The following is a 13,103-nucleotide window of genomic DNA, read 5'->3' on the forward strand; positions in this document are numbered from 1 at the left end:
AAATGGCGTGGGACCGCATTCCCGCGCCATTTTAAAACCTACTGAGGTCTTTCCTTAGTCAGCCGCCATGAACTTGCCAGCAGTCAACGCAGAAGCCTTAACCCAGCCTTCCTTGGTGATGTACAGGTAGGCCACGTTCTTCTTGTTTTGCTTGATGGTGATCTTCTTCGTTGCGTAGAAGGTCTTGCTGTTTGGTAAAACGCCCTTCTTAGCTAAAGTCACTTTAGGCTTGTCAGCAGCGAATTTGCCGCTAAAGACAACCGGGTCACCTGACTTGAAGTGATAAGCGGCCTTCTTCAGGTTCGTCGCCTTCACCAGCGTGTAGGTCTTGCCTGCAATCTTGTCAGCAGCCTTGGCCACCTTCTTACCATCTGCGGCCATAAACTTGCCCGCGGTCAGTTTAGAAAGGGCCACCCAACCTTTGACCTTACCATTAGCGCTCTTGATGTAAGCGTAAGTGACATTCTTGGCCTTGGCTGTCTTAGTTGCCTTGGTTTTTACCACGATCTTCTTGGTTGCGTAGTAAGTGGTGCTGCCAGCTAAGGTCCCCTTCTTAGCCATGGTGACCTTGGCTTTGTCGGCCGCAAACGCCGCGCTATACAGTGCTGGCTTGCCACTCTTCACGTGGAAGGCCGCCTTCTTGATGGCCTTGCTACTTACTAACGTCAACGTCGTCTTCTTCGCAGCTGCCTTAGTAGCCGCAAAGGCCGTCGTTTCAGCTTGGGCGGGTGCGATGGCGCCTAACCCTAAAGGTAATACCATCGCAGCTGCCGCAGCAATCATTGCAACTTTCTTCATCATAACAATTCCCCCCGTAGATTATATGGTGAATCCATCCCTGAATTCACTTGGTATCATATCACGCACGGCAAAATGTGACCGGGATAATCTCCCAAAAACGACTGAAAAACTGTAAAAATCTGACCCCAACGGTAAATTAAACCAACTAACGTTAAGGGGCTAAAAAGTGGCGGAAATTAAATGCACCAAATCCTTGTTAGATCGGCATTCAGCAATCAGTGAAGGCCCCTCATCGCCCAGTGACTTCACTGTTTTTTAGCCGTACAGTTTTCCTGAAAACGAATCCATTTTGCCTCACACACTGCACAAAATTTCACTAAAAGCTGACCAAAGCAAAACAGGACGTTCACCCGAAAAGATGGGTAAAACGTCCTGTTGTAAAGATCATTTATATTTCTAAATCAGGACCAATGTCCAGTTCAAGCCCACTAAACCCAAACCAGTCTCAGCCGCGAGGGCGGTAAAAATGAGCCCAGCCGTGGGATTTACGATGCGCTAGCAGCGTAAATGGTGTCTTTGAGACTCGCTTCTTGAGGCTCAAAGCAAGCTCAGAGACCGCCCTTTGGCTCTGGGCGTCCTGCCCACCGCGTTCCGGTCTCATTTTTACCGCCCGGTAAGGCGCCGCCAGAGACTATTTGGCGTTAGTGACCTTGGTGATGGTCTTGGCGATGAGGGAGGTGTAGTAGCGATTCCCATGGTCGTTCGGGTGTACGTGGTCGCTAACGAACCAACTACTGTGGTTCTGCGCCGTCGTGTACCAGTCGATCACGTGAACGTTCTTGTACTTGTCCGCCGTCTTGTTGATTCGGTTGTTCACGGAATTTTGCCATTCACGCGTTGGCACGTGGGCCGTGACCCAGAAAATCTGCCGGCTGGGTCCGATGGCGTGCACGATTTGGTCAGCCTGAGCTGGCGTCACGTACCCGTTCGTCCCGATGTTGACCAGCACGTTCTTGGCGAGCTGGCCCCGTTGCGATAAGCTGCTAAGAATACCTGGCATGGCATCGGCTTGACGACCCACGGCCCCGTCAACGATGGCGCCTGGGAAGACCTTTTGCAGGTCACCGGAGTCATCCAGTAACACGGAGTCCCCGACCGCCGTCAATGGCGTTTGCTTACTGGTCATCAACTCATCGGCCGTTAAGAAGTAGTACTTCGCCGTCTTCTGGTTGGCCTTGGACATCTTGGAGAATGCCACGGCCTTTTCGTGCTTACGTTTGGAAGCAGCCTTGGCTAAGGCCTTCTGCTTCTTGGCGGCCGCTTCGTTCTTCTTCTTAGCGGCGGCAGACCGTTGCGTAATCGTCTGTTGCAGGGCCGTTGGCTTGGCTGCGGCGGGCTGTTGGACAAAGCCGACCGCCGTTAACCCAAATAACAAGGCCGCGACAACGCCCAAACTGTTGACCAGCCGGTGCGCGCGGGGTTGTTGCAGGTAAGTCGCCACGTCATTGGTGATTTGCCCGTAGTGGTAGTGCCGCATAGGATTTTCGATCCAGCGGTAACTGAGCTCGGTGACCAGCATGATCAGGGCCACTTCGATCAGTGAGTTTAACAACGGATGATTGCCAATGTTGATGCGTGATTCGTAGAAAATCATCACGGGGAATTGGTACAGGTAAATGCCGTAGCTTCGTTGGCCAATGTAGCTAAAGGCGCGGTTGGTCAGTACCCGGTTTAAATCACTCCCGGGATGGGCGACCGTGCCGACCAGAATGCCGGACAGCACCGTGAACCAGAACATGCCGCCCCGGTACGTGCTGGCTGCTTGACCATTCATGGTAAAGAACATGTAAATTAAAGTCAGTAAGGACAGGCCCCCGGCCACATCTAAAATGACCCGATGGGCGGTCGTCACATTTTCATTGAGCTTGTGCGCTGGCCATAGGAAGGCCATGGCGGTCCCGACCAGAATCGCAAACATCCGCGTGTCCGTCCCGTAGTATACCCGGTTGGTGTTGGCGGGATCGTACAGCACAGCCATCGCGATTGCCGAACAGATGGCGATGCCAAACAGAATGGCGGCTGCCCGTGCCCGTTTACGCAAGAACCAAAGGAGTCCCAGCACAACGAACGGCCAGATTAAATAGAACTGCCCTTCAATGGACAGCGACCACAGATGGGTGAACGGCGACTCGCCACTAAACCGGTCAAAGTAGGACTGACCGTGTTTAATTTCAAACCAGTTATACCCGTAGATCATGTTGGTCAGCACGGTTCCCCGAATGTTGGCCAACAGGCTCCGCTGGAACAACGTGATATACGCCGTGGTTCCCAGTAACATCGTGACCAACGCGGGATACAGCCGTTTTAGCCGGCGCCCGTAAAAGCCTAAAATATCGATGCTGTGGGTTGAATCCCATTCTTGAATCAGTAAATAAGTAATTAAATAGCCAGAAACTACGAAGAAGATAGGAACCCCTAAGTAGCCCCCTTGTAGCGTCGATGGCGCCAGGTGATAGATGATGACCCCCAAAACGGCTAGTGTCCGAATCCCATCAAATCCGGTTATGTAACGCCGCTTGCCCGCGCGCCGGTTGCGGATAAGCTCCCGCGTAAGCCGCGTGTAAGATTGATCCATTTTAATTGCTCCTTCTCTTTTGAAACCAGTAACTGCCAAGACTGGTCATACTCCCCCGAATGGTGGTACGCCAAGTTGTTTAAGTTGCTAATGTTATTTATGATATTGATTTGTTTTGCGGTGATTCACTTGCCAACCAAACTAATAGCTGTCCATGACGGCCTAATCAGCGGCCAAAATCGCGCCAAATTAGCCTTTTTAATTAAACTAATCATATAATGTTTGCCCCGCGGAAACAATGGTTTTGCGCCATTTAAAAAAAATGTAAAATTTGACATCTTAATCGACATTTTCACGGGTAAAGTTGCTTGCATAAATCCTGTCAACTAACCTGCAAGAATCGCAAACCAAGAGTTCTTAAAACAGTTGGGTAAGCCTAAATATTAGCACGAAACCCGACAAATAGCACCCCTTAATCGTTCAACGGGGAAATCAGCTCAGCCCCCAAGCCAACGGTCACGGGAACCCTAGCCACCGCCCACTCGCAAAAAACATTTTGGCTGATGCAAGCCTTAATTAGGTCAGCGAAGCAACTGCCTCGGGGCGCACACAAGCTACCGCCAAATACTGACGATTTTCTGAGACAAAAACCCATTCTCCACTGCGAACCAGTCAAAACCAGTCCAATTCACACTGATAGTTAAACGCTTACATGGTATACTGGAAGGAAGCTATTGGCTGAAATTTTATTTGATAATGACTAAAACCATCAGCCACACACCATCGGGGCTAAACCAGTGTTAGCCGTGAGGGCGAAAAAAATGAGTCCAGCCGTGGGATTTACGGTGCGCTAGCAGCGTAAATGGCGACTTTGAAACGCGGTCTTGGCGTTTCAAAGCGAGTCCAGAGACCGCCCTTTGGCTCTGGGCGTCCTGCCCACAGCGTTCCGATCTCATTTTTTCCGCCCGGTAAGGCGCAACCCAACGCCAAAGTTTAGCCCAGAATGGCGTAGCACGCTACATATTGAAGGAGGAGTTCAGCAATGTCCCACGTCAAACCTTTTACTAAAGAAAATGTCCAACAGTACCCCAAGGTTGAATTGCACTGCCACCTCGATGGCTCACTCTCTCTGGCCGCCCTGCGGAAGATGGCCGCCGTCACCGGGGCCGAACTGCCCGCTGACGATGCCGCGCTTTACGATTTAACCACGGCACCCTTAGAAACGGACAGCCTCATCCAATACCTGAAACGATTCCAAATCGTGACCGACCTGATGCAGACGCCGGAACAACTGAAAATTGCCGGCTATGACATGGTCGAAACGGCGGCTAAAGATGGTCTCATCTACTTAGAAGCCCGGTTCGCCCCACAAATCTGTACGGCCAAGGGCCTCTCCGTTGAGGAAGTCATCGCGGCCTTGCTGGACGGCTTACATGCCGGCACCACTCATTTTGGCATCCCCGTCAACGCCATCGTCTGCGCCATGCGTGATCGCCCACTGGACGAATGCATCGACGTGTTCCAGACGGCGGCAAAATTCAAGGACCAGGGGGTGGTTGGCCTAGACTTTGCTGGCGATGAATTCAATCACCCAGCTTTGGAAATTGCGCCCGCAGTCGAGGCCGGTCTCAAAACAGGTTTGCCATTCACGCTCCACGCTGGTGAAGCCGGTCCTGTCGACAACGTGGCGGTCTCCCTGACGTTAGGTGCCAAGCGTATCGGCCACGGCGTGCACATGAGCGGCTTCCCTGCCACCATCGAACAGGCCAAGCGCGCGGGCGCCACGATTGAAATGTGCCCATCCAGCAACGTACAGACCAAGGCCATCGACGGCTACGAAAACTTTCCACTGGCAGAGTTCCTCAGTGCCGGTCTGAAGGTCACGCTAAACACCGACGACCGCACTGTTTCTGACGTCACACTGACTAGCGAAATCATGAAGATGCACGACCAATTCGGCCTGAACTGGTCCCTACTGGAACGGCTCACGCTAAACGCCATCGACGGCGCCTTCATCCCCGAAGACCAAAAGGAACAGCTCCGCGCCAAGGTCCGGGCGGCAGAAACTGTTACGGCCTAGAGATTATAATTGCATAAAATGATTAGGGCACGCTGATTAATTCTAGCGTGCCCTTTCTATTGGCCCAAAAGCGCCCAATTACAGGTATTCCGCCGCTAAATGGTATACTCAAGTTAACGTAATTATTTTTTAGCGAACTTACAGTAATTTCTTAGCTAGAGTAAGGATTTTAACCACTCCACCGCCAACACGCTTGCCACCCACGACCACATCTTCAAAAATTAACACAACGTGAGTGACCAGAGGCGGATCAAGTTGCCCAGCTGTGTCGGTGGTCTTGGCTGGCGTTCTGTGCCAGCCTAGCCCACGGGGCAACCTTTGAGACCGCTCCTCAGGCTCAAAGTTGAGGCGGAAGCCCGCCCTTCGGCTGGAGCCGACCCCATAGCAGGGCAACTTGAATCCGCCGCCGGGAACGCAGTGAAACTGGTAAAGTCAATTTTTAAAGAAAGTGAGGCGGTTGGATGCCGCAAGAATACCCCTACCAAGATGCCTTCAACCGGTTACTAACCGACCGGGCCATGGCCGAAGCCACGCGCGACGAATACACGACCACGTTGAAGGACTTCTTCCATTACTTAGAGAATTTCAACCCAACTTATCAGAAGACCCACCGCGTGAGTGATCTCCAAACGCAGGACGTCGAGCAGTACCTCAGCATGTTACTCACCGCGCGCCAGATTCAGAACCAGACCTACAACAAGGTGTTGTCGCACCTGAACATCTATTTCAAATTTTTGTTCTCACACCGCTGGACCCCCTATCTGCCGACGCTCGACCTTAAAAGCAAGCCCAAGCAGGCGCCGCAGCCGGTCAATTACCGCTGGGTCGACGACCTGACCGACTACCTCGCCGATGAGCGGCTCCACATTTATACGCGCCTGACCCTCCTGCTGGTGTCGCAGGGCTATCCCGTGCAAAGTTTTCTCAAGCCCGGTGTGACGGAAAAAATCGATACCCACGACTGGCCAGCTACCGTCCAGCCCTTTCTCAAAACCTTCCGGGACTTCATCGACCCGCTCCAGCAGCGGTTTCTTTGTGACGACTGGTTTCTCAAACAACGGGCCGCGGCCGACCCCCATTTGACGTTGCCCGGCCTCCACAAGTATTTAAAACCGGACGAAGCGGTCATTGGCTTTGCCCTCAGCCCCACCGTCCTCTATCAAGGTTACTTAGTTAACTATCTCCGGCGCCACCCGCAAAAGACCGACAGAGAAGTCACCGCGGCGTTGAACCTGCCACCGGATTCCATCGATTATTACCGGCGATTGAGCCAACGGGCCGATTAGCCCAAGATTTTTTCATTAAACTATTTATAATAGAGGTAAGACTAGATTTTTGGGGGAATCACAAATGAAAAAGAAATGGTGGCTATTGGCGAGCTGTCTGGCGTTAGTGGCCGTAATTTTGGGGACGGTCACGCTCACCCAGTTTCGCAAGACAAACATTCAAACGGCACCGGCGACGCACAACCGAGTGCCCCAGGAAGATGTTACCGCAACCGAGGTCACGGTAAAAAAGCCCGAGCCATGGATCAAACTCAAGCATCCTTTAAAATTGCCAATCCTGATGTACCATAGCGTGGCGACCGGCAATCAATTGCGGGTGCCCAAGAAACAGGTCGTGGCGGAGCTGACCTATTTGGAAAAGCACCACTATGAAACGCTGACCACGGCCCAGGCCATTCGCGCGTTGACCACGAATACCGTGCCACAGAAAAAAGTCGTCTGGATCACGCTGGACGACGCCTACAAAGACAATCAGAAAATTTTACCGACGCTGAAAAAGTATCACCAGCACGTGACCATCAACGCCATCACGGGCTTCACCCACAAGGCCAACCACCTGTCCCTGGCGCAAATGAAGGCGCTCAAGGCAACCGGTCGCGTGGACTTTGCTAGTCACACGGTCCAACACCTGAACCTGAATAGTTTATCAGCCGCGCAACAACGTCAAGAACTGGTAAATTCCAAACGCTGGCTCGACCACGAGCTCAATCAGGATACGCAAATGCTGTGCTACCCGGCTGGTCGCGCCAACAAGACGACACATCGCTTGGCTAAACAGGCCGGCTATAAGCTCGCGCTGACCACTCAGGAGGGATTCGCCCAGCTGTCCGAGGGCCGTTACAACCTGTCGCGGCTGCGGATTGCGCCGGGCATGACGACGGCCACGTTTGCCGACCTGATTCAGGTCACGAACTCTTAAGGCAAACGGATGACTCATTTCGTTCCCGGCGGTGGGCTCAAAGTTCGTCCCATGGGCTAAGCTGAGAAAAACACTCAGCTAAGACCATCGACACAGCTGGTCACTTACAGGGATCACCCATTTTCCTAAGCGTTACGTTTCTTCCGAACGGATTTCGACTGTCCGCTCGAATGTTTGATAAAATGTAAGCGTACCCATTGTTAGTTCTCCTGCTTCGGCGTACAATGAAGTTAGTTAAAACGTGCACAAGGAGGTCAACATTATGGGGAGCTTAGCCACATTATTAACCTGGTCCGCAATGATTGTTTTGATTGGTGCCGAAATTGTTCGGGGAATTTTCATGTTTAAAGGATAAATTAAACTACTGTTAAGTCAAAAGGAAGAAGCCAAGTCGGCCTCTTCCTTTTTTGTGATCAACGCTAACTAACGTCAATCCTTATGGCTTGCACTTTCGGCAGCAACTCTCCAGTTTTAACTATCTGTAGAATACCGAACCAGCGTGGCAAAGTAAAACACCCCGACTCCTTACTACACTTGTCCCATCAGCCATTCAACTCAAAAATAGTTGGCAACCTTTTTAATTTGTCGCGTTGACAGGTCTGTTATCTCCTAATAGAATGATAATGTATTCTACAAGGAGGAATTCCATTTGAAACGTGCAAAAATCATCATCACGACCCTCTTGGCCATCGTTAGTCTGCTGGGTGGTGTTGGAGCCAACGCGGTTACCGCCACGGCTAGCACCACTCCCAGCTGGAAACAGCCATCCGAGAGCAAGGCGTACCCGAATTTGAAGAAATATAAGCACGCCTATCTCAAGGTCTCCATCGCCAAGCAACGCGTCTACGTGAAGACCAGCAAGCACCGGGTGCTCTACACCATGGTCTGCTCGACCGGGAAGAAATCCTCCCCGACCCCGACTGGCACCTTTCACATCCAGAACCGCGGCAAACACTTCTACAACGCCAGCTCTAAGGAAGGCGCCAACTACTGGACGTCCTTCAAGGACTGGGGGACCTACCTGTTCCACTCCGTTCCCGTCAACGTGCACGGCAAGTACGTCGTCAGTGAGGCCCACAAGCTGGGCAAACGTGCCAGTCACGGCTGCGTACGCCTGAGCGTTGCTGACGCCCACTGGATCTATAGCCATGTGCCTGCTGGGATGAAGGTTGTCATTCGCTAATAACCAAATCAAAAGAGTTTAACCCACTTCACACTGGCTAAACTCTTTTATTTTCGAATCCTGTTTTGAAACGACGGACGCACCTTTAACTGCATTATAATATGGTATACTGAACTTATTCCAGTCTAAAATGTACTGATAGGACACGCTTGCGTCCCGTGATTTTGCCACCATAAATAGGAGTGTCCTAACAGGCATGTTGAACTACTGTGTCGCCAGACACGTGAGCGACAAGCCTCTGAATTTATTCAGGGGAAATTGATTTACCCTGATTTGTCCAATACCGCCCAGTATCTGAAGGATTCTCGTTTACATGACAGTTTAAATTAAGAATTTCAGCAATCTGAGAATCGTAATTTTCAGATAATAGACATTATCGCTAAATACATCTATTAAATTAGCTAATCTTCCTTAATTTTTGCTCTCAGAAGACGAATATCTTGATCCTGTGCTTAACTAAAATCAATCTGTTTTTTACAATCGTCCAATGTGAGCAATTGACCTTAATGATCTCCCGATTACCACGGTCAATCCAATCTACACCCACCGAAAGAACCTAGTCCAAATCAAGTTTGACCCAACGACACAAACGGTGAACGAGTTAGTCACCACCCTCTTTGGGCATGACCCAAATCATAATCGTAAGCGTCTTCTGTTGAACCTCTTGGGACATGACAATGACTTCAACTTAACGGTCGAAGACCTAACAGATTCATTTGCGACAAACGAGCGAGAAGAGTTAACTGACGATAACGACCCACAATCCGATGTCGAACTAAAGAATGACGAGTTAGCAATCGACGAAACCGACAGTTTGCAAGTGAAAGATGTCGTCATCTAACGTCCCTGACAAACCACAGGGGTATTACACCCGACACCTTCGTGTCATTTCTTCAATCATCACCCTATGCACTGCGTCACCCACTCCAAATTAGTCACATGTAAGATTCTCACGAACAACATCACGTTCATGACTATCTTTACTACATAAATAATCAACAATGGGTTTGCAACAGAACCAACACGCGGTATGATAACTTTGTTGCTAAATAAGAACCACATCAAACGGAGCAACGAACCAATGAATCAACAAAACTGAATCAAAAATATCAAATCAAACACCAAAACAAAATTTGATAATAATGAAACAAAAATCGAAAGGATGATTTAAAATGTTTAAGAGTAAATCAATGAAGCACAAGTTAATTATGTCAGTTATGGTAGCGTCAGCAACGTTAGGCTTAGCACTAGTTACCACGTCAGCAAATAACGGAGTAACAGCGTCAGCATCAGCAAAAAACGGTTTTGTTGAAATTTCACAAAAAGAATCGGATGCGTTAGATAAAAAAACTTGGAACTCGATGTCAGCGGAACAGAAAAAATTAGCTGTTGAAGATGCTAAAACAGATGACCCCGTTCAATTAAAAGATAAAAACTCGAATCTTTATAAGTATAACCAAGTATTGAAGAAGCAAGCTGCTGCAAAAAAGTCTTCTGCTAAGAAAGCTGCAGCTAAGAAGGCCGCTGCCAAGAAAGCAGCTGCTAAGAATAAAGCAAAATCATATGCATATAAAGTTTCTAAGTTGACCTCAAAGAAAACTAAGTCTAACAAGTACGTCAAGGTCAACGGTAAGATTAAGGTCAATAATAAAGTAAATGCTAAGAAGCACCATGCTAAGTGGGCTCGCATCACTACCTACAAGGGCTACAAGTTCGTACGCTTGAGTAAGAATGGTAACTTCAAGGCTACTATCAAGGCACCAAAGGCCAAGAATACTTGGGCTAAAGCAGGGTATTACACCAAGAACATGAAGCACGGTAAGGTCGTTAAGAAGCATGGTAAGATTGTCTACACGTTCCACTTACTCTCAGCTTCCAAGAAGGTAAGCGTTAAAGCTTACAAGTAATCAACGATTTTAATTGATTAAACAATATTTTAAATAGCAAACACTAAAAGGACTCTTTACGAGTCCTTTTTATTTTGCTCTCATGAATAGATTATTCATTGTAACTGTGGAGCCTACTTCAACATTACAGTATGTTCCTGTAAATAAATTTCAGAGGGGGTATTAAATATTGCTACATAGCAATGATAAAACAAACATGACCGGTTGTTTTATCAATAAACGAACGTTAATTTCTACAATAATTAAGAATGAGGTGAGTAAATATGAAGCCAACGAAACATAACAAATTAATTCGCAAGATTGGCTTAACCACTGCACTAACAGCACTAACAACTGTTGGTATTGTTGGAGTATCTTCAACACAAGCTTCAGCTAAGATTAAACAAAATAGTAATTGGTTGACTTATTATTCTGAATTAGCTAAAGGTGGTTACGCGGATAAAAGTGGTAAGGATTTAAACTTTAACCGTAAACTTGAACCCTATTTTGTTCCGCAGTTTACTAAGAACACTAAATTCAGTGTTAAGAATGGCCACAAAGTGCCAAGAAGTGACTATGATACAAATTCTTATAATAACTTTGATGGTAACAAGTTCAAATGGTACTACGCCAAATATAATCCTATTGCTAAATATACTAATGTTGGTAAATTTGAAGGTAAACAGGTTGATATGACAATTAAAATTGGTGCAGCTGGTGAAAAAGTTAAATCGGATGATATGACTGGTTCACAATACTCAAACGCTAAGAAGAAAATAGCATACTCTTCTAACATGCTTGGTGTTATGCCAATGAAAGGACCTAAGACCGTAGAGTACTCAAAGGCCGATTATAATAATAAAGTGTATAAGGTTAACTGGGTATCACGAAACGCATCCGGTACTAAACTTACCATATCCTTCTATTATCATAAGAGTGGTAAAAAAGTAGTATTCGATGATGAGCATACAGTTGGGTTAGGTTACATGGAAATGGAACCAGCATGGTTCTATTCAGGTAGTAAGAGGTTTAGTAACCTACGCTTTAGTTTCGCTCAACGTGTCGTAACCTACACTTCTCCGGTTGCAGTTGGTAACTATAATGGTAAATCTGGTAAGAGTAGTTCATTAGCAATTAATGATGCCAAGATGGGGGTATTACGTGTACGTCAAGGTACAGTATTCCCTTCTAAGAATGTTAACCAAACAAACAACTTGAACGGGGCACTTCCAACATCATCAGCAATGGCTGAATACAAGAAGAATGATATTTATATCAGTTGGCGCGGACATGGTCCTTATGATGATTTGCTAGATTTCAACTCAAAACCATATAAAGGTACTAAGCCAAAACCTCAACCCGCTCCCAAGAAGTACGTCGGTCCTCAATCTTCAAAACCATCAACTTACAAAGCAACCTCGTCAGCTCTAGCTGATTATACGAAGACTTTCTCATGGAAGATTGTACAGAAGACTAAAAAGGCTAAATTCTCTGGTAAAGGGTATACCATCACCGATACTTTACCAAGTGGAACTTCAATTTCATCAGTAACCTCACCTTCTGGTTGGTCCAAATCAGTTTCAGGTAATAAAGTAACATTTAAGGCAACCAAGAATGTTTATAAGACAACACATACGTATAACTTCTACGTTGCGTCATCAACCACAAAGTCCCAAGCTATGCGTCACACTAGTTTCAACAACCATGTCACATCACGACGTAAAATCACAAAAACTAAGTGGCAGACAAAAAACTCAAACACAGCAAAATGGAAACTGAAGAATGAAGAAATCAAGGGGTATTTCATTGATTTTGACCATCACGACCATGCTGTTGCTAAGGGTTATGACATCTTCACACCTAAACAAATTTATAACTCAGGTGTAACGTCAGGTCAAAAGACGATTACGCCAGCAGCAGAAGTAGTAGCACCAGATAATGGTAAGTTATACAAGCTTGTTCATGGTCCTAAGGATGGTACATATGCAACGCCATCCGAAATGAAGTGGACTTCAGCTAGAATCAAGATTGTTAATCATTATAAAACTGCTACTAGAACTGTCGGGTATACCAAAAAAGGTAAACCAATTACAGAGTCTTATCAATATTTAGCATATCAGACGTTCCCTAATGGTGACGACAAGCAAATCCACTACTGGTACTACAGAACTAAGTGGTACCACCAAGTTGGTCACGCTAAGCAAGGGACTGACCCTAACCCTTACACCGATTCAACCGACCCCGATGGTGATTTAATCAAGGCCGATGGTAATAAGGGTGAGTTCTACCAAATCAACAATTCTTCAGGATCAACACGGAAATTATGTTTGACTTGAGTTTGGGGTATTCACAGCGCCTTGCTCCGCTTCAATGATCCCTCCATCCCCACAATCCAACCCGTTCCCCTATCCCCCACCCCCTAACTACGGTAAA

9 protein-coding genes are annotated in these 13,103 nt (G+C 47.6%); 7 read left to right on the top strand and 2 right to left on the bottom strand.

What is annotated here, in order from left to right:
- Window positions 1-54 precede the first annotated feature (54 nt).
- Window positions 55-801 carry a hypothetical protein gene (locus tag ACEPST_RS03865; RefSeq protein ID WP_204120360.1) on the bottom strand — a complete coding sequence of 249 codons (747 nt, stop codon included), beginning with the start codon at window positions 799-801 and terminating at the stop codon, window positions 55-57.
- A 631-nt stretch (window positions 802-1,432) separates the two neighbouring features.
- Window positions 1,433-3,376, bottom strand: a complete 1,944-nt coding sequence (locus tag ACEPST_RS03870; RefSeq protein ID WP_204120361.1) for an acyltransferase family protein — start codon at window positions 3,374-3,376, stop codon at window positions 1,433-1,435.
- A 982-nt stretch (window positions 3,377-4,358) separates the two neighbouring features.
- Between ACEPST_RS03870 and add the strand changes: the two genes are divergently transcribed.
- The 7 genes from add to ACEPST_RS03905 all read left to right on the top strand — a co-directional run bounded on the left by add (window position 4,359) and on the right by ACEPST_RS03905 (window position 13,006).
- A complete protein-coding gene (gene add / locus ACEPST_RS03875) occupies window positions 4,359-5,396 on the top strand; it encodes an adenosine deaminase (protein ID WP_204120362.1) in 1,038 nt (345 codons plus the stop codon).
- 461 nt (window positions 5,397-5,857) lie between these two features.
- Complete coding sequence (locus ACEPST_RS03880; RefSeq protein ID WP_204120363.1) at window positions 5,858-6,682, top strand: phage integrase N-terminal SAM-like domain-containing protein; 825 nt, start codon at window positions 5,858-5,860, stop codon at window positions 6,680-6,682.
- Between the two features lie 64 nt (window positions 6,683-6,746).
- The gene (locus ACEPST_RS03885; RefSeq protein ID WP_204120364.1) at window positions 6,747-7,601 is read left to right on the top strand and encodes a polysaccharide deacetylase family protein; all 855 of its coding nucleotides are present in this window, start codon (window positions 6,747-6,749) and stop codon (window positions 7,599-7,601) included.
- A 649-nt stretch (window positions 7,602-8,250) separates the two neighbouring features.
- Complete coding sequence (locus tag ACEPST_RS03890; RefSeq protein WP_204120365.1) at window positions 8,251-8,784, top strand: L,D-transpeptidase; 534 nt, start codon at window positions 8,251-8,253, stop codon at window positions 8,782-8,784.
- Window positions 8,785-9,376: 592 nt separating this feature from the next.
- Window positions 9,377-9,625: a hypothetical protein gene (locus ACEPST_RS03895; RefSeq protein ID WP_203642464.1), complete on the top strand. Its 249-nt coding sequence runs from the start codon at window positions 9,377-9,379 to the stop codon at window positions 9,623-9,625.
- A gap of 520 nt (window positions 9,626-10,145) precedes the next feature.
- Window positions 10,146-10,691 carry a hypothetical protein gene (locus tag ACEPST_RS03900; protein ID WP_395409163.1) on the top strand — a complete coding sequence of 182 codons (546 nt, stop codon included), beginning with the start codon at window positions 10,146-10,148 and terminating at the stop codon, window positions 10,689-10,691.
- A 263-nt stretch (window positions 10,692-10,954) separates the two neighbouring features.
- Complete coding sequence (locus ACEPST_RS03905) at window positions 10,955-13,006, top strand: hypothetical protein (RefSeq protein ID WP_204120367.1); 2,052 nt, start codon at window positions 10,955-10,957, stop codon at window positions 13,004-13,006.
- The last annotated feature ends 97 nt before the right edge of the window (window positions 13,007-13,103 follow it).

The organism is Levilactobacillus sp. FUA 3915 (assembly GCF_044053135.1).
GTDB classification, from domain to species: Bacteria; Bacillota; Bacilli; order Lactobacillales; family Lactobacillaceae; genus Levilactobacillus; species Levilactobacillus lanxiensis.